This window comes from Nocardioides sp., from assembly GCF_041913365.1.
Lineage (GTDB): Bacteria > Actinomycetota > Actinomycetes > Propionibacteriales > Nocardioidaceae > Nocardioides.
The window spans coordinates 1-21359 of the sequence record NZ_JAYSFM010000014.1 but is presented as its reverse complement, the minus strand read 5'-3'; the positions used below and the strand labels follow the sequence as shown (position 1 = coordinate 21359).

At 72.6% G+C, this 21359-nt stretch carries 22 protein-coding genes; 9 read left to right on the top strand and 13 right to left on the bottom strand.

The annotated features are described in order from the left end of the window. The 3 genes from mtrA to ACE3QY_RS20295 all read right to left on the bottom strand — a co-directional run bounded on the left by mtrA (position 1) and on the right by ACE3QY_RS20295 (position 3381). The gene (mtrA, locus tag ACE3QY_RS20305) at positions 1-699 is read right to left on the bottom strand and encodes an MtrAB system response regulator MtrA (RefSeq protein WP_374457874.1); all 699 of its coding nucleotides are present in this window, start codon (positions 697-699) and stop codon (positions 1-3) included. 40 nt (positions 700-739) lie between these two features. Beyond that, positions 740-2167: an adenosylhomocysteinase gene (gene ahcY, locus ACE3QY_RS20300; protein WP_374457873.1), complete on the bottom strand. Its 1428-nt coding sequence runs from the start codon at positions 2165-2167 to the stop codon at positions 740-742. A gap of 95 nt (positions 2168-2262) precedes the next feature. Then, positions 2263-3381 carry a DUF808 domain-containing protein gene (locus ACE3QY_RS20295; RefSeq protein WP_374457872.1) on the bottom strand — a complete coding sequence of 373 codons (1119 nt, stop codon included), beginning with the start codon at positions 3379-3381 and terminating at the stop codon, positions 2263-2265. A gap of 70 nt (positions 3382-3451) precedes the next feature. Here ACE3QY_RS20295 and ACE3QY_RS20290 point away from each other — a divergent pair, with 70 nt between their 5' ends. Beyond that, positions 3452-4021 carry a DUF4240 domain-containing protein gene (locus ACE3QY_RS20290; protein ID WP_374457871.1) on the top strand — a complete coding sequence of 190 codons (570 nt, stop codon included), beginning with the start codon at positions 3452-3454 and terminating at the stop codon, positions 4019-4021. Here the strand turns inward: ACE3QY_RS20290 and ACE3QY_RS20285 are convergent. Beyond that, entirely contained in the window at positions 4018-4584 is a 567-nt protein-coding gene (locus ACE3QY_RS20285; RefSeq protein ID WP_374457870.1) for a GNAT family N-acetyltransferase, read from the bottom strand. The genes ACE3QY_RS20290 and ACE3QY_RS20285 overlap by 4 nt on opposite strands. A gap of 9 nt (positions 4585-4593) precedes the next feature. Continuing rightward, complete coding sequence (locus ACE3QY_RS20280; protein WP_374457869.1) at positions 4594-5097, bottom strand: N-acetyltransferase family protein; 504 nt, start codon at positions 5095-5097, stop codon at positions 4594-4596. Positions 5098-5128: 31 nt separating this feature from the next. Between ACE3QY_RS20280 and ACE3QY_RS20275 the strand changes: the two genes are divergently transcribed. The 3 genes from ACE3QY_RS20275 to ACE3QY_RS20265 all read left to right on the top strand — a co-directional run bounded on the left by ACE3QY_RS20275 (position 5129) and on the right by ACE3QY_RS20265 (position 6711). Continuing rightward, on the top strand, positions 5129-5803 hold the full coding sequence (locus ACE3QY_RS20275; RefSeq protein ID WP_374457868.1) for a cysteine hydrolase family protein: 675 nt from the start codon (positions 5129-5131) through the stop codon (positions 5801-5803). Between the two features lie 155 nt (positions 5804-5958). Continuing rightward, positions 5959-6303, top strand: coding sequence for an HIT domain-containing protein (locus ACE3QY_RS20270; protein ID WP_374457867.1), 345 nt, complete (start codon positions 5959-5961; stop codon positions 6301-6303). A gap of 36 nt (positions 6304-6339) precedes the next feature. Then, positions 6340-6711: a nuclear transport factor 2 family protein gene (locus ACE3QY_RS20265; protein WP_374457866.1), complete on the top strand. Its 372-nt coding sequence runs from the start codon at positions 6340-6342 to the stop codon at positions 6709-6711. Position 6712: 1 nt separating this feature from the next. On the opposite strand, the gene ACE3QY_RS20260 is transcribed toward ACE3QY_RS20265, so the two are convergent. From ACE3QY_RS20260 to ACE3QY_RS20245, 4 genes are read right to left on the bottom strand one after another with little or no spacing between them, the layout of a single operon-like run. Then, a complete protein-coding gene (locus tag ACE3QY_RS20260) occupies positions 6713-7810 on the bottom strand; it encodes a winged helix DNA-binding domain-containing protein (RefSeq protein WP_374457865.1) in 1098 nt (365 codons plus the stop codon). Between the two features lie 6 nt (positions 7811-7816). After that, the gene (locus ACE3QY_RS20255; protein WP_374457864.1) at positions 7817-8848 is read right to left on the bottom strand and encodes an SIS domain-containing protein; all 1032 of its coding nucleotides are present in this window, start codon (positions 8846-8848) and stop codon (positions 7817-7819) included. Positions 8849-8868: 20 nt separating this feature from the next. Beyond that, on the bottom strand, positions 8869-9033 hold the full coding sequence (locus ACE3QY_RS20250) for a Trm112 family protein (protein ID WP_374457863.1): 165 nt from the start codon (positions 9031-9033) through the stop codon (positions 8869-8871). Between the two features lie 30 nt (positions 9034-9063). Beyond that, positions 9064-9426 (bottom strand): DUF3499 domain-containing protein, encoded by a 363-nt coding sequence (locus ACE3QY_RS20245; RefSeq protein WP_310246348.1) that lies wholly within the window; start codon positions 9424-9426, stop codon positions 9064-9066. A gap of 49 nt (positions 9427-9475) precedes the next feature. On the opposite strand from ACE3QY_RS20245, the gene ACE3QY_RS20240 reads away from it, so the two are divergent. Then, complete coding sequence (locus ACE3QY_RS20240) at positions 9476-9916, top strand: metallopeptidase family protein (RefSeq protein ID WP_374457862.1); 441 nt, start codon at positions 9476-9478, stop codon at positions 9914-9916. Positions 9917-9944: 28 nt separating this feature from the next. Here ACE3QY_RS20240 and ACE3QY_RS20235 read toward each other — a convergent pair whose 3' ends face one another. From ACE3QY_RS20235 to ACE3QY_RS20225, 3 genes are all read right to left on the bottom strand, one after another. Further along, positions 9945-11339, bottom strand: coding sequence for a DUF5719 family protein (locus ACE3QY_RS20235; protein ID WP_374457861.1), 1395 nt, complete (start codon positions 11337-11339; stop codon positions 9945-9947). Further along, positions 11332-14223, bottom strand: a complete 2892-nt coding sequence (locus tag ACE3QY_RS20230; protein ID WP_374457860.1) for a glycosyltransferase family 2 protein — start codon at positions 14221-14223, stop codon at positions 11332-11334. Before ACE3QY_RS20230 ends, ACE3QY_RS20235 begins: the two co-directional genes overlap by 8 nt. 68 nt (positions 14224-14291) lie before the next feature. Beyond that, on the bottom strand, positions 14292-14549 hold the full coding sequence (locus ACE3QY_RS20225) for a WhiB family transcriptional regulator (RefSeq protein ID WP_374457859.1): 258 nt from the start codon (positions 14547-14549) through the stop codon (positions 14292-14294). A gap of 177 nt (positions 14550-14726) precedes the next feature. Between ACE3QY_RS20225 and cofD the strand changes: the two genes are divergently transcribed. The 4 genes from cofD (at position 14727) to ACE3QY_RS20205 (ending at position 18333) form a co-directional block, all read left to right on the top strand. Then, positions 14727-15779, top strand: coding sequence for a 2-phospho-L-lactate transferase (cofD, locus tag ACE3QY_RS20220; protein ID WP_374457858.1), 1053 nt, complete (start codon positions 14727-14729; stop codon positions 15777-15779). After that, a complete protein-coding gene (gene cofE / locus ACE3QY_RS20215) occupies positions 15776-16792 on the top strand; it encodes a coenzyme F420-0:L-glutamate ligase (RefSeq protein WP_374457857.1) in 1017 nt (338 codons plus the stop codon). Before cofD ends, cofE begins: the two co-directional genes overlap by 4 nt. Before the next feature lie 61 nt (positions 16793-16853). Continuing rightward, positions 16854-17591, top strand: coding sequence for a DUF3105 domain-containing protein (locus tag ACE3QY_RS20210; RefSeq protein ID WP_374457856.1), 738 nt, complete (start codon positions 16854-16856; stop codon positions 17589-17591). A 22-nt stretch (positions 17592-17613) separates the two neighbouring features. Further along, entirely contained in the window at positions 17614-18333 is a 720-nt protein-coding gene (locus tag ACE3QY_RS20205; protein ID WP_374457855.1) for a TIGR03089 family protein, read from the top strand. Positions 18334-18352: 19 nt separating this feature from the next. Here the strand turns inward: ACE3QY_RS20205 and ACE3QY_RS20200 are convergent, their stop codons facing one another. Beyond that, entirely contained in the window at positions 18353-21076 is a 2724-nt protein-coding gene (locus tag ACE3QY_RS20200; RefSeq protein WP_374457854.1) for an FG-GAP-like repeat-containing protein, read from the bottom strand. Between the last annotated feature and the right edge of the window lie 283 nt (positions 21077-21359).

Here is a 21359-nt window from a genome sequence, read left to right as displayed (position 1 = left end):
CTAGGACTTGCCGGCCTTGTAGCCCACCCCACGCACGGTCACCACGACCTCCGGGTTCTCCGGGTCGTGCTCGACCTTCGAGCGCAGCCGCTGCACGTGCACGTTGACCAGGCGGGTGTCGGCGCTGTGGCGGTAGCCCCAGACCTGCTCGAGCAGCACCTCGCGGGTGAAGACCTGCCAGGGCTTGCGAGCCAGGCAGACCAGCAGGTCGAACTCCAGCGGCGTGAGGTTGATCGGGGCGCCGTTGCGCGTCACCGAGTGACCGGCCACGTCGATGGTCACGTCGCCGATGGTGAGCCCCTCGTCGGGGGCCACGTCGTTGCGGCGTACGCGCGCCCGGATGCGGGCGATGAGCTCCTTGGGCTTGAAGGGCTTGACGATGTAGTCGTCGGCCCCGGACTCGAGGCCGACGACGACGTCGACGGTGTCACCCTTCGCGGTGAGCATCACGATCGGGACGCCCGACTCGGCGCGGATCTCCTTGCACACGTCGATGCCGTCCTTGCCGGGCAGCATCAGGTCGAGGAGGACCAGGTCGGGCTTGTAGTCCCGGAACGCATCGAGGGCCACGTCGCCGCGGCCCACGATGCGGCTGTCGAACCCCTCCTGGCGGAGGACGATGGAGAGCATCTCCGCCAGGGAGGCGTCGTCGTCGACGACGAGCACGCTGCCGCGAGCGGGCTCGACAAGATCAGTCATGGCGCCAGTCTAGGTGCGGCACCCGACCGATCCGGGTGAATCAGTAGCGGTAGTGGTCGGCCTTGTACGGGCCCTCGACCGGGACGCCGAGGTAGGCGGCCTGCTCCTTGGTGAGCTCGGTCAGCTCGACACCGAGGGCGTCGAGGTGCAGCCGGGCGACCTCCTCGTCGAGGTGCTTGGGCAGCACGTGGACGCCCAGCTCGTAGTCGTCGGCCTTGGAGTAGAGCTCGACCTGCGCCAGCACCTGGTTGGTGAAGGAGTTCGACATCACGAACGACGGGTGGCCGGTGGCGTTGCCCAGGTTGAGCAGGCGGCCCTCGGACAGCACGATGATCTTCTTGCCGTCCTCGAAGATCCACTGGTGGACCTGCGGCTTGATCTCGTCCTTGACGATGCCCGGGATCTTGGCCAGGCCGGCCATGTTGATCTCGTTGTCGAAGTGGCCGATGTTGCCGACGATCGCCTGGTGCTTCATCTTGTGGAAGTGCTCGACCGTGATGATGTCGAAGTTGCCGGTCGTGGTGATGAAGATGTCGGCGGTCTCGACGACGGACTCGAGGCGTCGGACCTCGTAGCCGTCCATCGCGGCCTGCAGCGCGCAGATGGGGTCGATCTCGGTGACGATGACGCGGGCGCCCTGGCCGCGCAGGGACTCCGCGGAGCCCTTGCCGACGTCGCCGTAGCCGCACACGACCGCGACCTTGCCGCCGATCATGACGTCGGTGGCGCGGTTGATGCCGTCGACGAGCGAGTGGCGGCAGCCGTACTTGTTGTCGAACTTCGACTTGGTGACCGAGTCGTTGACGTTGATCGCCGGGAAGAGGAGCGTGCCCTCCTTGAAGCGCTCGTAGAGGCGCAGGACGCCGGTGGTGGTCTCCTCGGAGACACCCTTGACGAGCGGGGCGCGCTTGGTCCAGCGCTGCGGGTCGGACTCGAGCGAGCGGGCCAGGACGCGCAGCACCTCCTTGAACTCCTCGTTGTCGGTGGAGTCCTGCGACGGCACGGCGCCGGCCTTCTCGTACTCGACACCGAGGTGCAGCAGCATGGTGATGTCGCCGCCGTCGTCGAGCAGCATGTTGGGGCCGCCCTCGGCGAAGTCGAAGACCTTCTCCGCCTCGTCCCAGTACTCGGCGAGGGTCTCGCCCTTCCAGGCGAAGACCGGGACGCCCTGCGGGTCCTCGGGGGTGCCGTTCGGGCCGACGACGACCGCAGCGGCCGCGTGGTCCTGGGTGGAGAAGATGTTGCAGGTGGCCCAGCGGATGTCCGCGCCGAGAGCCGCGAGGGTCTCGATGAGCACGGCGGTCTGGATCGTCATGTGCAGCGAGCCGGCGATGCGGGCGCCGGCGAGGGGCTGGTCCTTGCCGTAGCGCTCGCGCATGGCCATCAGGCCCGGCATCTCGTGCTCGGCGAGCTCGATCTCCTTGCGGCCGTAGGCGGCGAGGCTGAGGTCAGCGACGTTGAAGTCCATCAGTGTGTCTCCCGGAATCGGTGGAAGCCGTCTGCGCCGCACATCTGTGCATCGTCGGGATCTCCCGCGCGGACCAGAAGAGAGTAGGACCGTCCTCAGCGATTCGGGGAATCCTCGACGCCGCCGTCTCCCGGCTGCTCGGCGGGCGCCGCCGCGCGGTCATCCGCGTGGTCCCCACCGTGCTCGTCGGCGTGCTCGTCGGCGTGGTCCCCGCCATGGTGTGCCCCGATGCCGAAGGCCCGCAGCGCGTAGACGATGACGAACCCGACGACCAGGCCGACGAGCGCCGAGACGACGGTGTTGAGCAGCCACCCCACCACGGCGCCGAGGGCTCCGCCGATGGCGTGGTGCACGTCCTCCTCCCAGTGGTGGAGCAGGTCGTACGGCGCGTGCAGGGCGTCGCCCAGGGCGGTGCCCTCGAGCAGGCCGTCGTGCCCGCCGATCTCGTACAGGCTGACGAGGAAGATGTGGCCGCCGACCCAGAGCATGGCGAGCGTGCCGATCAACGAGATGGCCGCCAGCAGCCGCGGCATGGCGCTGACGAGCGCCAGCCCGACCCGCTGGGAGCCCTTCGACGGCTTCTCGGCGAGGTGCAGGCCGACGTCGTCCATCTTCACGATCAGGGCGACCACGCCGTAGACGAGCACGGTGATCAGGACGGCGACGACCGCCAGCACGATCGCGCGCATCCAGATGCTGGCGTCGGGGTCGGAGCTGACGACCTCCTTGAGCGCGATGACCATGATCTCGGCGCTGAGGATGAAGTCGGTGCGCACGGCGTTGGCGATGGTGCGCTTTTCGTGCTCGGGGGTGAACTCCCCCTGGGCGGAGACGTCCTCCTCGGCCTCGGTCGCGTGGCCGGTGAGCCGCTCGTGGACCTTGTGGGCGCCCTCGTAGGCGAGGAACGCGCCACCGAAGATCAGGATCACCGGCAGCAGCCACGGCAGGAACTGACCCAGCAGCACGGCCGCCGGCAGGATGAAGAGCAGCTTGTTGCGCAGCGACCCGATCGCGATCTGCTTGATGATCGGCAGCTCGCGCTCGGCCGCGGAGCCGTGGAGGTACTGCGGGGTCACCGCGGTGTCGTCGACGACCACGCCCGCGGCCTTGGCGCTGGCGCGCCCGGCGGCAGCGCCGACGTCGTCCACGCTCGCGGCGGCGATCCGGGCGAGTGCGGCGACGTCGTCGAGGAGGGCGAACAGTCCGCCGGCCATGGGTTGATCCTTCAGTTCGTGGGTCGGGTCTCCCAGCCTATCGGCGCGGGACATGCCACACTCCCTGCCCATGACGGGGGTGCGGGCGCGGGTGATCGTCGCGGCAGTGCTCGGCGCGGTGGCGTTGACGGGGTGCGGGTCGGACGACACGGATCCGGCGGACGCCGGCGGACCGGCGTTCTGCACCGCCACGGACTCGGGCGACGACGACTTCTGGGCGGTCGTCCACGAGACGTGCGAGATCACGCAGGACGGCGACGAGCTGCAGGCCGAGGCCCTCCGGCAGGTGCTGGAGGAGCGGACCGACGACGAGGTCGCGGAGTTCCACCGGACCTTCGTCGAGCTCAACCACGCGCTGCGGACCTCGACCGACGTCTCCGACGACCTCTGCGCCCCCGGACTCGGCCTGGGCGACGACCTGAGCACCGACTACCGCAGCTGGACCATGGCGCACGGTCAGGCGGCGTACGACGCCGTCATCGCGGACCCGGAGGCCCTGCGCGACTTCGCGGACGCGAGGGAGGGCTGCGGCCTGGGCCAGCCCTTCGGGGCGGCGGCGAGCGACCTCTACCTCGAGCGGACGGGCCTGACGTTCAGGAAGTCCGGGCTGCCCCTCCTCGAGGCGCCCGCCCGTCCCTAGCCGGCGACCTCGAGCCGCATCACCCAGCGCCACTTGGCGATCTGCCGGTCGCGCACGAAGCCGAGGTCCTCGTAGAGCGTCTCGGGACCGGTGTGGAGGTACGCCCCGCGCTGGGGCTTCCGGTCCACGACCTGCTCGGGATAGGCCTCGACCACTCCCCCGCCGGCCTTCCTGACCTCCTCGAGGACGGCCGTCACCGCGGCCCGGGCGACCCCCTTGCCGCGGTGCCTGCTGCCGGTGAAGATGCAGCCGATCCGCCACGTGGGCAGCTCGACCAGGTCCGTCTCGTAGACCTTCTGGTTCTTGATGTTGGGCAGCTCCGCCGGGGTGCCGAACTGGCACCACCCGACCGCGTCAGCGCCGTCGTACACCAGCACCTGGTGGACGGTGCCCTCGCGCGTGTGCTTCTCCTTCGCCGCCCGGTGCTCCGCCGCGGTGCCGCCCAGGCCCTCGGGGTGGAACCCCATGCACCAGCACCCGCCCCAGACCCCGTTGTTCGCCTCGACGAGCGCGGCGAAGTCGTCCCACGTCTCCGGGGTGAGCAGCCTGGTCTCGTAGGTCATGCCTTCACGCTAGGGGGCGTTGCGGACGTTTTCGGGCCGGAGCTCGTACGTCATCAGCTCGGCGTGCGGCGGCATCGGACCGCGAGCCCGCTCGCCGGTGTCGGTCCACCCGAGCTTCTCCCAGAACGCCCGGCCGCGGGGGTTGGCGGCATAGACGCGGAGCCACAGCCGGTCGTGGCCGGCAGCTCGCAGCCGGTCGACCAGCGCGTCGTGCGCCGCCCGGGCCAGTCCGCTGCCCCACTCCTCCAGGGCGACGCCGAAGTGCATCACCTCGGCACCCCGCGCGGCTGCGAACCCGGCGACCTCGCCCTCCCGCAGGATCACGAAGCAGTCGACGTCGTCGTCGTCGATCTCGTCCAGCCACCGCTGGGCGAGCACGTCCCGGGGGAACGGGTGGGTGTCCTGCGGGAAGACCTCGGACAGGCCGGCGATCGACGTGGGCTCCTGGATCGCCATCACGCCATCGATGTCGGACGTCCGCATCTCGCGGAGCGCCGGGCCTTCGGTGAGCACGTCGCGACACTAGCCTCGCCAGGTGCCCTCCATGCCGACCGACCGAGCCGACCACGCGTGGTCCATCGACGAACGGGAGTACGAGCGGCACGAGGCACGACGGGGCCGGCGCCATGCCTACGAGCAGGTCGACCCGCGGCGCACCGCACTGGTCGTCGTCGACCTGGTGCCGTTCTTCGTGCGCGAGTCGGCGTACGTGCGCGGGATCGTGCCGCGCGTGAACACCCTCGCCGCTGCCGTTCGGTCCGCGGGCGGCGTCGTCGCCTGGGTGGTGCCGGGATACGCCACCCCGACAGCCAAGGACCGCGAGTTCTTCGGCGAGGAGGTGGCCGAGCGCTATGCCCGGTCCGGCGGCGACGGCCTGGTCTCCGCGCGGCTGTCCGAGGACCTGGCGGTCGACGACGGCGACTTGTTCGTGGAGAAGACGGCGCGGAGCGCCTGGTCCCCCGGCTCCTCGGACCTGCCCGCCCGCCTCGCGGAGCGGGAGATCGACACGTTGGTCGTCACCGGCACGGTCACCAACGTGTGCGTGGAGCACACCGTCCGCGACGCCAGCGCCGCGGGCCTCCGGGTGATCCTGGTCGCCGACGCCTGCGCCGCCACGCGCGACCAGGACCACAACGCCACGCTCCATGTCGTCTACCGCTCGTACGGAGACGTGCGACCGACGGCCGAGGTCCTCGAGCTGATCACGGAAGGCACCTAGCCCCCCTCTCCGGTCGTTGAGGTGCGAGCGGAGCGAGCCTCGAAACCACTCTCGTGCAACGTCATACGGATGGGGCAAGGGGTGGCTCCTTCCGTATGACGTCCCGAGCGCGGGACTGCCGAGCCGCAGGCGCGTCCACTGCGAGGATGACCTGCATGAGCGAGAAGTACCGCGGCGACGACTTCTACTGCGACATCGCGATCCCGCGGCGGATCGAGCTGGAGGTCGTGCACGAGGACGAGCTGGTGCTGGCGTACCACCACACCCGGCCGTTCTGGGAGGTGCACGTCGTGGTGGTGCCGAAGCGGCACATCGCCTCGTTCACGACCGTCGCCGCGGAGGACGAGCGCGACGTGCGGGCGCTCCTGGCTGTCGTGCAGCGCATCGCGAGGCAGGTCGAGGTCGACCACGGTGCGGCCGCGGTGCTCACCAACCTCGGCCGCTACCAGGACTCCAAGCACCTCCACGTCCACGTGCACTCCGGGGCGGAGCGGGGCTGACCCCGGCTGTCGGTGGGCGACGCCAGACTGCACGGCATGGACGCAGCCTCCCTCCTCACCCGCCTCGCCCAGGTCATCGACGCGCACGACTGGGCCGGGCTTCCGGCGCTGCTGCACGAGGACTTCACCTGCCGGTTCGTGCACACCGGCGAGGTGTTCGACCGCGACCAGTGGGTGCGACTCAATGCCGACTACCCCGGCTTCCAGCGGATGCACGCCGAGGATCTCGTCGCCGAAGGCGACCGGGGCGTGCTCCGCGCGCGCGTCACCGGCACGGGCGCGGACGGTGAGGAGCTCGAGTTCGTCGTCGCCAGCTTCGCGACCGTGCGCGACGACCTGCTCGTGGAGCTGACGGAGGTCTGGACGGACGTCGACCAGGAGGCACCGGCGGGCACGAGGCCCGACTGACTCATCCGACGACGAGGTCGAGCGGCAGCTCGTGGAAGGCGGCCAGGAAGGCGGCCGCCTCGGCCACCGCCCCGCGCTCGACCGCCGTGAGCCGCGACTCGGGTCGGACCGTGACGGTCACCCGCTTCGGGCCGACCGTCCTGCCGAAGGTGCCGACGTCGTGGCCGTCGACCACGACGATCCCGCCACCGGCCTCGCCCAGGAGCCCCGCCCGGTCGGTGCCGGGGGCGCGCCGTGGAAAGCCGGTCCGCGGATAGGTCAGCGCGACCTCGTCGAAGGTCGACAACAGGTACGCCACGTCCCGCCGCGAGGTCCGCGCCGGCGCGGTCGCATCGTGCAGGAGCACCTCCCCGTCGCACTCGACGTGCTCGAGGCGGTCGCCGAGCTCCGCGGTGGCCGCGCGGACCTGGGTGAGGGTCAGTCCGCTCCAGCGGTGGAGGTCACGCTCGGAGGCAGGGCCGTGACCGGCGTAGAACCTCCGGGCCAGCTCGACCACCGACCGCTCCGTCGACCACCGGTCCGACTCGGCAGGAGGCACCACGTCGTCGACGAGGGCGTAGGTGTGCTCGACGCCTCGCGGCGGCCCGGAGCAGACGACGGACCGCAGCTCGGCCGCCATCATCAGCTGCCCCGTCGCCTCACCCGAGGCCGACAGCGACCGCGCGACGAGCTCCGCACCGATCTCCTTGCGGGTCATCGGGGCCGGGCCGGCCAGCAGCTCACGGAGGAGGTCGATCGCCTGCACCTTCGTCTCCTCGGTGAGCCCGAGGCGCCGGGCGACCGATGCCACCGACCTCTCCACCCTGGTGCCGGTCAACGCCTGGATCCACCGCAGGTCCTCGGTGGCGAGGAGGTGCCACGTGGGTCGCAGCGCGTGCGTGCGCACCCACGAGCCGGACGCCTGCTCCGCGAGCACCCCTGCGTACGTCGTGGTGCGCGAGCGCATGGCCAGCGAGTGGGCGGCGAGAGGTGCGTCCTGGGCCTGCACGCCGGCCAGCCGCCTGACGGCCTCGCCCGCACTGGCCGCGGGCACCGAGGACAGGAGCTGCGTCGCGAGCCGACGGCGTACGACCCAGTCCCGCGTCACGGTGCGCGGCACCGCGGGTCAGTCCTCGACGAGCCCGACGCGGAGGTACTCCGCGGCGTAGGTGCCGGTCAGCAGCAACGAGGCGTAGCGCGCCACCTCCGCGTCGGCGTCGGTCTCCACCGTCTCGACGCGTACGCCGTGGCGCGCGGCCGCGGCCTTGAGGTCGCCGGTCTGCTCGCGGACCACCGGGTCGTCGGAGCGGTCGTCGAGGATCAGCAGCAGCGGCCGGAGGTCGCCGCCCTCGTCGGCGAACGGGTCGGCGAAGACGTCGTGCTGCTTGGCCGCCTCGATGACCGGCAGCAGGTGCTCGGCGTCGCCGGCGATGGCGGAGCGGCCGGACGTGCGCCGCAGCGACTCCGCGAGCCGGCGGGCCGCCCGCGCGGCGAGCACCGAGCCACCCCACACCAGCGGGTTGGTGTCGGCCATCGCGATCGCCAGCATCTTGGCCGGGTTCACCGCCAGGTCGCGGTGCGGCGAGCAGTTCGTCGCGACCTCGTCCAGCGACGCGGCGACCGACTCGGCGTCCGCGTGCGGCCCGAGGTGCACATGGGCGAGGTAGTCGAGGACCACGACTGCGGTGGCGAGCTGGTCACCCGTCACGGTCGGCAGCACGGTGACGTGCCGGCCGGCGGCGTGCTCGGCGACCAGCGACCGCGCGGGACAGGCCACGACGACCTGCGCCCCACGGCGTACGGCCTCGGCGACGGCCGAGGCGGACCCGTGGTCGTTGCCCTCGGGGGCCAGCATCACGACCAGGTCGAGCGATCCCGCCCAGCCGGGCAGGCCGGGGTTGGGCCAGGCGACGAACGGCACCGGGCACCACGGCTCGAGCACCGCGCGCAGCAGCCGGGAGTCCGGACCCGCCGCGATCACCGCCCGAGGACGGGCCTCGTCGCGACCGCGCGCGATCAGCTCGGCGATCGGTGCCGCGGCCTCGTGCGCCTCACGCCGGACCCGCGCGCCGCTCTCGGCGAGCGTGCGCAGCCGCAGGTCGACGGTCTGCAGGACCCCCGCGTCGTCGAGCCGGGCCTCGTCGAACCACGTCGCCACGCCGCGCTCCTCTGCCGGTCTCAGGCGGGCTTGCGGGCTTCGTCGACCAGCAGCACCGGGATGTCGTCGCGCACCGGGTAGGCGTTGCCGCACCCCTGGCAGACGAGCTCGTCGGCCTGCTCGGCGAGAGCGCCGTGGCAGGCCGGGCAGACGATGATGCTCAGGAGCTGCGCGTCGATGTTCACGACCCGAATCCTAGGACAGACGGGCCCGGGTCAGTCGGTGGGCGTGAGGACGCGCAGGTGGCCGCGCTTGGCGCCGCGGGTCGGGTCGTCGGTCGAGTGCAAAGGGACCGGCGCCGGCGCCGGCCGGGCGGCCTCGCGCACCGCGTCGGCGAGTGCGAGCAGGTCGTCGCTGCTCGGCCCCTGCGCCTTCGGGTCCGGAGCCAGCCGCAGCACCTCCCACCCGCGCGGGGCGGATAGGCGCTCGCTGTGCAGCTCGCAGAGGTCGTAGGCGTGCGGCTCGGCGTACGTCGCCAGCGGACCGAGGACGGCGGTCTGGTCGGCGTAGACGTAGGTCAGCGTGTTGACCGCCGGACGGCCACACGCCGTACGCGAACAACGACGGGCAAGGCTCACGGCGCCGACGCTACCTGCCGGACGCACGCGCGACGCTTAGGCTCGCGGCGTGGACAACGCCATGGACGAGGAGCCGCGTCGCCGCACCCGGGACCGCCGCGGCCGCGGCATGCGCGGACCGGGCGTCCTGCCCGACTGGCCGGGCACACCGGCCCTGCGCACCACCCGGCAGAAGTTCGACCAGCTCGTCCTCGACGTGGTCACTCCTCTCGACGAGAAGTGGCAGCGCCACCTCGGCCTCGTCGAGTACGCCGTCGAGGATGCGCCGATGCTGCCCGACGACTGGGGCGACGAGACCGTGCCGCTCTCCTCGCTGGTGCGCGGCAAGGGCCAGTCGCCGACCCGGCTGGTCATCTTCCGCCGACCGATCGAGCACCGGGCGACCAACCGCGACGAGCTCGAGGCGATGGTGCACACCGTCGTCGTCGAGCAGCTGGCCGAGCTCCTCGGCATCACGCCGGGCGAGGTCGACGAGCGCTACACCGACTGAGGGACCAGCGATGGGACCACCGCTGGGACTAGCGCTGGGCCGGGCGCACGTCGGGCACCTCGCTGGTCGTCTCCAGCTGCTCCAGCGGCAGCACCGACACGCCCCTGTCGCTGGCCTCGACCGACACGACCGCCCCGGTCCGCTCGAGCCGCACGAGGGCGAGCACGGCGTCGTCGGGCAGGTTGACACGCGCGGCGGTGGCCGGGTCCACCTCGACGCGGCGTTCGCGCACCACGGTCTCGCCGTCCTCGTCCCAGGCCTGGACCGTGACCACGCCCGGTGCGCTGGCCCCGGCGAGCAGGATGCGCTTGGTGCCGGCCGGCAGCGCGACCCCGGAGTCCGAGTCGACCACGGACCCGGCCACCGCGAAGGCGAGGTCGGACGGGGTCCGGCTGCGCAGGCTCGCGGTGACCGGGCCGGTCGCCTCGAGGCGCAGCGCCTGGACACCGGCGGCCCGCTTGCCGCGCAGGATGCCGCTCAGGTCGACCTCGCTGACCGACGCCGGAGCGAGGGTGACCTCCTCGACGCCGGAGGGCGCGAACTCGCTCTCCCCGCTGACCAGCTTGAGCCCGACGCGGACCTCGCTGTCGCCGGGGTTGGCGAGGGTGAGGGTCCGGTCGGCGGCCGCCGTCCCCACCCCGACGACGTACGACGTCGTGGCGGGCGCGGCCTGCGCGGGGAGCCACTCACGCACCGGCTTCGCGCGACCGAGCGGGTCGACCAGGTCGACCATGCTGGAGGCGAGGCGGCCGCGGGAGACCGCGACCCGGACGGCGAGGGCGTCGCGGTTGGGGGTGACCTCCGAGAGGTCGAACGTCGCCGACCGTCCGCCCGGCACCCGGACCCCCCGGAGAGCGGGCACGTCGACGACGCCGCTGCCGTCCCACACCGTCACGTCGGCCACGGCGGGCCCCTTGTCGGAGTTGGTCAGCGTCAGCGTCGAGGAGTGCTCGGCCGAGGCACCGACGCCGGTGAACCAGCGCTCGGGCGCGGGCTCGTCGCAGCGCACCGCCGAGCCCGAGCCCGAGCGGGTGGCGACCAGCCCGGGGGCCAGGTCGCCAGTGCCGTTGACGACGACGGGCGCGCGCTCGGTGCGCAGGGCGACCCCGGAGTCGAGGTCCTGCGTGTCGTCCTCGCGGCCCACGCGGAGCGCGAGCTCACCGGAGACCAGGTCGGTGGTGCCCAGGCGCAGGTCGTCGGCGCCGGGCAGCCGCGCCGGGCACACCGCGGTGGTCCGGTCGAGCGGCGCAGTGGTGGGCGGGTGGGAGGTGGTGCGCGGCTCGGCCGGGCGCACCAGGCCGAGCGCCGCGACGGTGAGCAGCGGGATGGCGACGGCGAGGAGGGTCAGCGGCGACGGCCGGCGCCGGGTGACCTCGGCGACGCGACGACGACTCCCGCCGGGTGCGGGCGTGGGCTCACTCATCGCGGCCCCTCCTCCCCTGCCGGACGGTCGGCGCTGCGAGCACCAGCGCCACGATGATCGCGGCGCCCTGGACGACGAGCAGCAGCACCCGCCACCACGAGCCGTCGCCGTCGAGCGCGGAGGCGTCGAGCGGGCGGTCGACGTGCCAGGCCCGTGTGCTGCGGTCCTCGGCGCTGGCCTGGTCGAGCCCGGCCGTGGCGTCGAGGAGGGAGGAGACCCGCCCGTCCGCGGGCGAGCTGAGCACGACGTACTCGATGCCGCGGGCGCCGAGCGCAGCCACGACGCGGGGAGTCGGTGCGGAGACCAGCGCCTTGACCTCGGCGGTCAGCTCGGTGTCCTCGTCGGTGAGGGTGAGGATCTCGTCCTCGCCGAGGGTCGTGCCGTCGTCGCGGCGGATCCGGTAGGTGATGCCGTCGTCGACGGAGCCGTCGAGCACCAGGACGCCGTGCTCCGCGCCGAGCAGCGAGCTCTGCTCCATGTAGACGGGCACGGTCTGCTCGGCGTCGCGCGCCATGGCGTTGTCGGGGGTGCCGAGCCACCAGGCGAGGCCACCGACCGGGACGGCCGCCGCGACGACGGCGAGCGCGGTCGCGAGCCCGCGCTGCCACCACGGGTGGTGCACGTCGAGTCGTCGGAGGTAGGCGTCGGCGCCCAGGACCACCGCGACGATGGAGGTGCCCTGCAGGATCACCACGAACAGTCCCAGGCTGGGCCGCGTCGTGACCGCGGGCAGGTCGAGGGTGACGTGCGAGAGCACGCCGGAGACGAGGGCCGCGGCGAGCGCGACGAGCCAGCAGATCGCGACCGCGACGCGGGTGCGGCGCGGGATCAGCGCGGCGAAGGCGAGCAGCCCGAGCACCACGCCGAGCCACTGCGGGGCGCCGAGCTCGTTGAGCCGTCCGGTCAGCAGCCCGCCGAAGGTCACCTGGTCGACGGTCAGCCGACCGGCCTCGAGCAGCAGGCCCGAGGCGGACCCGGTGGTCAGCAGGGGCAGCAGCCACGGCGCCAGCAGCACCGGGGTCGCGGCCACCGCGACGACCGGCGGGCCCCAGCTGTCGCGCTCCTTGAGCAGGCGCGGCGAGATGATCGCCGCGCCGCCGAGCACCACGGCGGTGGCGAGCAGCGCGAAGAGCCAGAAGCCCGGGACGAAGGCCGCACCGAGCGCCACCAGCACGGCCGTGCGCCAGGCGGCCCGCCACCGCCGGTCGCGGTCGGGGTCGACGAAGCCGAGCGCGGCGTGGGCGGCCCACGGCAGCAGCGAGGCGACGGCCACCGTGCCGAAGCGCCCCTCGCCCCACGCACCCGACGTCGCCGGGACCAGGGCGTAGGTCAGCGCGCCCCACACGACCAGCCAGCGCGGCAGCCCGAGCGGGTCGACGAGGTGGCCGACGACCTTGAGCAGCCGCCACGCGCCCCACGCGGCGATCGGCACGGCGAGCAGCATCAGGCCCGACACCACGGCGCCGGTCTGGCCCAGCAGGGCGGAGGCCGCGACCGCGAAGGGCAGGACGTACGCCGGCGCCGGCACGTCGGTGCCCGTGCCGAGGGGGTGCCACGACGACACGTGCAGGCGCCACCAGTCCCCCGCCGCGGCGGGCACGGGCGAGAGCGCGCCGCCGGTGATCGACCCGAACGCCTCGCGGGCCGCGACGAGCGCGAGCACGCCGAACAACACGAGCACCACGGCGACGGGGTTGGTGAAGAAGCGGGCGACGAGGCCGGTGTCGGTGAGGTAGGCCTCCTCGTCGTCCTCCGCGGCTCCGCGCCGCTGCTCCTGCACGGGAACGGCGTCGGGCGTCCGGGCGAGGCGGCGGCGCTCCGCGACGTCGGCCGCCTGGCTGGTCGCGGCGGACGCGAGGTCGGTGACGAAGTCGAGGCCGTGCCGGTAGGGCAGCCACGCCGGCGCCAGCAGGTGACGTACGTCGGCGGGCTCGCCGTCGCGGCGCCGCGCCCGCTCCCTGCGGGCCGCGCGCACCTGGCCCGGGCGGCCGTGGACCGACAGCACCGCCGCCAGCTCGTCGAGGGCCTCGCCCACGGAGCGCACGCCGAGGTAGCCCAGCACGCGCAGCAGGGAGCCGAGGAAGAGGCGGACGTACTGCCAGGGCAGCGCGCGCGACGAGACGTTGGCCAGCGAGGTGAAGATCGCCGCGCGCCGCTCCTGGTAGTGGGTGTGCCGGCCCGTGATCGGCGTCCGACGCACCCCGCGGTGCGCGGCCTCGGCGTGGAAGACCACGGCCTGCGGCACCACGAGCGTCCGGTGGCCCGCGAGCGCGGCCCGCCAGCCGAAGTCGATGTCGTTGCCGAAGATCGGCAGCTCCTCGTCCAGACCACCGAGGGACTCCAGCACCCGGCGGCGGACGAGCATGCCCGCGGTGTTGACCGCCAGCACCTCGCGCACGGTGTCGTGCTGGCCCTGGTCGTACTCGCCCCGCTCCAGACCGGTCTCGCGGTGACCGGTGCCGGAGATGGTGAGCCCGACCTCGAGGAGGCGGCGCAGCGAAGGCCACTCGCGCAGCTTCGGGCCGAGGATCGCGGCCTCGGGATGCTCCCGCGCGGCAGCGAGCAGCTCGGCCAGCGCGGTCGGCTCGGGGTTGCTGTCGTCGTGGAGCAGCCAGATCCACTCGTCGTCGCCGACGGCGGGCGCCAGGCCGAGGCCGTGGCGGACGGCGGCGGGGTAGCTGGTCGCGCCCGGGACCACGTCGACGACCACGCGGTCGGACGGCTCACCGAGGGCCGCGCGCACGAGCGCGACGCTGTCGTCGCGGCTCGTGGTGTCGACGGCCACGACGCGGTCCACCGGGAGGGTCTGCCCGGTCAGACCAGCGAGAACTGCTGGGAGCCAACGCGCCCCGTCATGGCTGACGAGTAGCGCGGTGACAGTCACCGGAGCACCTTAGCGAGGCGCTCCATGCCGCCAAAAACCGCGAAAAAACGCGGTCCGGCGGGCTGTTGTCAGACGGCGCGCTTCTTCAGCTTGCGGCGCTCGCGCTCGGACAGACCGCCCCAGATGCCGAAGCGCTCGTCATTCATCAACGCGTACTCGAGGCAGTCGTCGCGGACCTCGCACGTCAGGCAGACCTTCTTGGCCTCCCTGGTCGATCCACCCTTCTCGGGGAAGAACGCCTCGGGGTCCGTCTGCGCGCACAGCGCGCGCTCCTGCCAACCGAACTCCTCGCCCTCGGGCTCGAGGAGAAACAGTTCTGCTCTCATGGCTCTACGCCCCTTTTCGACCCTGGGTCCAGTGCTGCGACCCCACTGTTTCAGAACTGAACGACACTGTGGGAATTACATGCCTGTCGTACCCTGAAGTCAAGCCCGGATCTGCTATGGGATGCGATATCGCCATTCTGCTTCGGGCAGGCTGTTCCTATGTCATCATCCGCGGCGATGTCCCCCCACAGCGCGCCCCTTCCGGCAACCGACCCCCCGCTCCTGCGTCGCATCACGGTCCTCTCCGGCGGTGTGGGCGGAGCCCGCTTCCTCCAGGGCCTCCTCCACGGCCTGAGGTCCGGGCTGGTGCCCGGTGGCTCGGCGGACACCGTGGTCACCGTCATCGCCAACACGGCCGACGACTGGTGGATCCACGGGCTCAAGGTGTGCCCCGATCTCGACACCGTCATGTACACCCTCGGCGACGGCATCGACCACGAGCGCGGATGGGGTCGCCGTGAGGAGACGTGGAGCGCGAAGACCGAGCTCGAGGCCTACGGCGTGGAGCCGACCTGGTTCGGCCTGGGCGACCGTGACATCGCGACCCACCTCGTCCGCACCCAGATGCTGGAGGCCGGCTTCCCGCTCTCCCAGGTGACCGAGGCGCTGTGCCGCCGGTGGCAGCCGGGCGTGCGCCTGCTCCCGATGAGCGACGACCGGGTCGAGACGCACATCGCCATCGCCGACCCCGAGAGCCCGAGCGGGCGGCGGGTGGTCCACTTCCAGGAGTACTGGGTGCGGCTGCGGGCCGAGGTCCCCGCCGAGTCGGTCCTGGTCGTCGGGCAGGAGTCCGCCACGCCCGCACCCGGTGTGCTCGAGGCGATCACCGACACCGACCTGGTCGTGCTGCCACCCTCCAACCCCGTGGTCTCGGTCGGCACGATCCTCGGCGTCCCCGGGATCCGCGACGCGGTGCGTACGACGTCCGCACCCGTGGTGGGCCTCTCCCCCATCGTCGGTGGCACCCACGTGCGGGGCATGGCCGCGCAGGTGCTCACCAGCATCGGCGTCGAGGTCAGCGCCGCCGCGGTCGGTGCCCACTACGGCTCCCGCTCCACCGGAGGCGTCCTCGACGGCTGGCTGGTCGACGAGCGGGACGCCGACCAGCTCCCCCGCCTCGAGGAGGCCGGCCTCCGGGCGCAGGCGGTGCCGCTGATGATGACCGACGACGACGCCACGGCGCGGATGGCGGCGGCCGCGGTCAGCCTGGTCACGGCCGGCCTGCGGTGAACGCTCGACCGGGCGGCCGGCTCGAGGTCTGGGCGCCCGACGGGCTGCCCGAGGTCGCCGCCGGCGACGACCTCGCCGGGCTCGTGCTGGCGGCGGTGGGTGCGGACCTCGCCGACGGCGACGTGCTCTGCCTGACGAGCAAGGTCGTCAGCAAGGCCGAGGGTCGCACCCGCGCCGGGGGCCGCGAGGCGGCGATCGAGGAGGAGACCACGCGGGTCGTCGCCCGGCGGGGCCCGACCCGGATCGTGCGCCACCGGCTCGGCCTGACCATGGCCGCCGCCGGCGTGGACGCCTCCAACGTCGCCGCCGGCTCGATCGCGCTGCTGCCCCTCGACCCCGACCGCAGCGCCCGCGACCTGCGCCACGAGGTCCGCGAGCGCACCGGCACCAACGTCGGCGTGGTCGTCACCGACACGGCGGGCCGTGCGTGGCGCGAAGGCCAGACCGACATCGCCATCGGGGCGGCCGGGATCGTCGTGGCCGAGGACTTCGCCGGCCGCACCGACGGCTACGGCAACCCGCTGGCGGTCACCCTGCCCGCGGTCGCCGACGAGCTCGCCGGCGCCGCGGAGCTCGCGCAGGGCAAGCTGGCCGGGCGCCCGCTCGCCGTCGTACGAGGTCGCGCGGACCTGGTGCTGCCGCCGGGCGACGACGGACCGGGCGCCACGGCGCTCGTGCGCCCCGAGGGCGGCGACCTGTTCGGCTACGGCGCGCGGGAGGCCGTCGTACGCGCCCTGGCCGGCGACGACGCCGACCGTCGCCCGTTCGGCGACCCCGTCCCCCTGGCGGAGCTGCAGTCCGCCGTCAGCCGCGTGGTGGGGCGCGGGCGAGCGATGTCCTCCACCCTGTCGCTCACCTTCGACGGCGAGCCCGCCCGCAACGAGCTGCGCCTGCCCGAGGGCTCGGACCGCACGGCCGTGGCGGCAGTGTGCTTCGCCCACGGGTGGCGGATCCGCCGCTGGGAGGAGTCGGTGGCAGGCGTCGTGTGCGACCTGTCACCCCTCAGTACGTAGACTCTGCCAGCGCAGCCCCGCAGGGCGCCCTCCAGCAACCGACCGAGAGACACCGAGCACCGTGGCCAAGCAGGCAAAGACCGACCGTCAGGCGGTCATCGACTCCATCCGCTCCCAGCAGTCCAAGGCCGAGAACCGGCGCGGCATGGCCATCGTGGGCGTCTGCGTCCTCGTCGCCGTGCTGATCGTGGGCGCGGCGGCGTTCAAGCCGCTCAAGGACTGGTGGGACCTGCGCGCCTACGCCTCCGACTCGCTCAGCGACATCGGCGCCAAGGCCTCGGTCTGCCAGGAGGTCACCACCAAGAAGGCCGAGGGCAACCAGGAGCACGTCGAGGTCGGCACGCCGATGACCTACCCCGACGCCCCGCCGGCCTTCGGCTCCCACTGGAACATGTGGGACACGATGGACCGCAAGCTCTACACCACCTCCGACCGTCCCGAGCTCGGCGAGCTGGTGCACAACCTCGAGCACGGCTACACGATCCTCTGGTACGACGAGACCATCGCCGACAGCTCCTCCGCGATGGACGAGCTGCGGGGCATCGCCTCCAAGCTCCAGGGCACGACCAACCTGCGCGACAAGTTCAAGGCCGTGCCGTGGACCTCCGAGGACGGCAAGGCCTTCCCGAAGGGCCAGCACGTCGCCTTCACCCACTGGTCGGTCGGCGGTGTCGGCGAGACCGACGCCTCCAAGCAGGTCGGCGTCTGGCAGTACTGCTCGGACCTGAGCGGCGCCGCGCTGGACACGTTCATGGAGGACTACCCCTACATGGACTCCCCGGAGCCCACGGTCGTCTGACCCTCCCCAGGCCTCTCGCCCGATGAGCACCTTCGCCGAGGTCCTCGCCGCCCAGCTGCGGCGGGACCCCGGCCGACCGCTCCTCACCTTCTACGACCACGCCACCGACGAGCGCGTCGAGCTCTCGGTGACGACGTACGCCAACTGGGTGGCCAAGGCGTCCGGCCTGCTGACCGACGTCGCCGACCTCGAGCGTGGGATGTCGCTGCGGATCGACCTGCCGCCGCACTGGCTCTCACCGGTCTTCCTGGGCGCGGCCTGGGCGGTGGGGCTGCGGGTCACCACGTCCGACGAGCCCGACGCCGTGGTGTGCGGACCCGAGGGGCTCGACACCTGGGCGCCCCGCGCGGTCGCGATCCCGGTGCTCGCCTGCAGCCTGCGTCCCCTCGGCGTACGTTTCGCGGACCCGCTGCCGGCCGGGGTGCTCGACGTCGGCGTGGAGATCTGGTCGCAGCCCGACGGCTTCGCGGCGTGGGACCCGCCGACCGACGACGACCCCGCCACGGACGACCTGACCCAGGCCCAGCTGTGGGACCGCCCGAACGACCTGACGGCCGCCGTCGGGAGCTCTCTCACCGACGGCGGCCGGCTTCGGTCGGGGGCCGTCCCGGCTTCCCCCCCCGGAACGGCCCCCATCCCCCAGCCCCACGGCCCAGGCGGCTCGCTGGTCCTTGTCCGCAATCCCGACCCGGCCCGCCTGGACGACGTCTACGACGCCGAACGGGCGACGGCCCGAGCGTGATCACGGCCCTCTGCGCGGGTCACCCCGCCAGGTCGTAGGCCCCCATTCCCTCGCCCAGCACCCGCGGCGTCGAGACGCCCTTCTTGCGACCGCCGTAGACGTAGGCCAGGCCGTTGGTCCGGTCCCGCACGATGAAGTCACCGTGGCCCTTGAGGGTCATCGGCTGCACCTCGAGCACCCAGTCGAAGCCAGAGAGGTCGCTCGGCAGGCCGGCTCGTGCGGGCACGCCGCCCTTGACCGGCACGGGCACCGAGAAGGCCGACCCGTCACCCCGCCAGACCGAGAGGGCGCCGTTGTAGGTGCCGATCAGGTCGGGGATCCCGTCGCCCGTCACGTCGCCGACAGCCGAGAGACCCGTGACCCCACCCCAGCCGGAGCCGATCTGCCTGCCGGGCGCCAGCGCGCCGGTGCCGTTGCCGGTGAAGAGCCACAGCCCGCCGGAGGTGTCGCGGGCGACCACGTCGCCGTGGCCGTCGCGGTTGACGTCGCCGGCGTTGAGCAGCACGTCCATGCCGGCGAACGACACACCCGTGTCGACCGGAGCGCCGAGCTCGTAGGTGTCGCGGTTGGCGACGACGACGAGCTGCTTGCCCGAGACGCCGATCAGGTCCGCACCTGAGCCGCCCACCAGGTTCGTGCCGGTGATCCAGCGCATGGTCTTGAGGTTGGTCGCGGGGCCGAGCGCGGCGCCCCACGTCCCGTTGCCACGACCCGGCATCATCAGCACCTTGCCGTTGCTGGCACGCGCCACCAGGTCGGGGACGCCGTCGCGGTTGAAGTCGCCGGCGACGACCCGGTTGAACTTGCTCCACGACCCGGCCACGCGAGCCGGCGGCGCGAACCTGCCGGTGCCGTAGCCGGTCTGGAGGTAGAGGCGGTTCTTCGTGCGCACCAGCAGGTCGGCGCGGCCGTCGCCGTTGACGTCACCGGCCCCGATGAGCTGCTTGTAGTCGCCGTAGCCCTTGCGGGTGACCTTCCGGGCGAAGCCGCCCTTGCCGGTTCCCAGGAGGGTGACGAGACGACCCTTGTAGCGGGCCACGAGGTCGTTGCGGCCGTCGCCGTTGATGTCGCCGACAGCGGTGATGAGCGAGTAGCCGCGCAGGTCGAGCTTCTTCGCGGTGCTGCCGAACTTGCCGTTGCCCTTGCCGGCGCGGATCCGGACGACGCCGGACGTGTCCACGGTGACCAGGTCGGCCTTGCCGTCGCGGGTGAGGTCGGGCGAGACCAGCACGTCGGCGCGCTTGTCCCAGCCGGACTTGCCGACCACGATGCGCTGCTGGAACGACGTCAGGCCGCCGGTCGGGATGACCAGGCCGCGGCCGTCGGCCGCCCGCCGGACCACGAGGTCGGGGTACGGCGACGCGTCGAGGTTGTTCTGCGGGTTGGGCTCCGACACCGCGATCGGCGTCACGACCGGGGTCGTCGGCGTGGCGGAGCCGGCGTACTGCCGGATGAGCGGGATCTGGGCGTAGAGGTACTTGCCCGGGCACGCGGTGGAGCCGGCGTCGCGGTGGCCGTTGATCGCGGCGAACGTCTTGCTGCCGATCTTCTGCGCCGTCGAGGCCGGGTTCACGCCGTGCAGCGAGAGCTTCCAGGCGAACAGCTGGCCGTAGGCCCGCAGCATCACGTCGGTCGGCTGGGCGGTCTCGAAGTTGCCAATGGCCGACATGGCGAAGGAGTACTGGTTGTAGTTGAGCGTGTGGGCACCGACGACCGGCTTGTCGATGCCGCCGTAGCGGCCCTCCCAGATGCGACCGAACCGGTCGACGAGGAAGTTGTAGCCGATGTCGCTCCAGCCGCGGGACTTCACGTGGTAGGCGTAGATGCTGCGGATGATCGCCGGCACCTGGGCCTCGGTGTAGTCGTTGGCGTTGACCGTGTGGTGGACAAACCCGCCGCTGATGGTGCCGTAGCTCAGCGACTTGGCGTTGCGGATGCTCTCGTCGGCGCCCCACTGCGCCCGCGAGTAGATGGTCGGCTGCGCGACCGTCTTCTTCGCCTGCACGTTGGCCTGGAGCGTGATGCCGCCCTCCTGAGACGTCGCGCCGGACCCCAGGGACCCCATGTCCTCGTAGTCCTGCTCGTACGTCGAAGTGCCGGCGTCGGGCTGCTCGGCCGGGGCCTCGGTCTCGCTCGTCTTCGCCGAGCCCGGGTCGACCAGGGCCAGCGACAGGTCGTCGGGGAGGGTGGTGCCCTCGGTGGTGGCGCGGACCTGCACGTCGTCGACCTCGCCGACGAACATCGGCTCGGTGCCCGGGCGGGCGGCCGCGGCCTCCGCGCTGTCGGGGTCCGGACCGTGCTCGTCGTGGTACTCCAGGTCCTCCCAGTCGCTCCAGCTGTCACCGCTGCGGGTGCGCACCTGGAGGGCGATCTGGTCCTCCTCGAGGTCCTCGCCGTGCTTCCAGGTGACGCCGATGGCGGCGAAGCCGGTCACCTCCTGCGGCCTGCTCACGACGCGCGCGTCGGTGGCGCCGCCGGCGACCGTACGGCCCTGGAGAAGGAACGTGCCGCCGCCTTCGTTGGTGAGCGGGACCTCCGTGACGGTCGGCGTCACCACGCGCGTCGGCACGGTGGCCGACATCAGCGAGGCGGGCGCGTTGGCGACACCGGACGGCTGGGCGGGGTGCTCGCCGACGATGTCGAGGGAGACCACGCCGGAGGCGGGCGTGAGGACGACGAGCACGACACCGAGAGCCAGCACCTGCTGGCAGAGGGTGACGAGACGGGCCTGGAGAGGTCGCATGGAGAAAACCCTGTTCCTGTGTGGGGGAAGGTCACACAAGGCAGAAGTTCACACCAGTCACACCAGTCACGGAAGAGTTTCTGAGTAACTACAACAGTGTAATTTCCACTCGACACGCCGTTACATCGGTGTAATTCTCACCGATCCGACGGTCTTCAGGTGTCCACCACGCCGCGGGGGGGGGGGGGGGGGGGGGGTGCTGGGGCGGGGGGGGGGGGGGGGGGGGGGGCCCGCCGCGGGGGGGGGGGGGGGGGGGGGGGGGGGGGGGGGGGGGGGGGGGGGG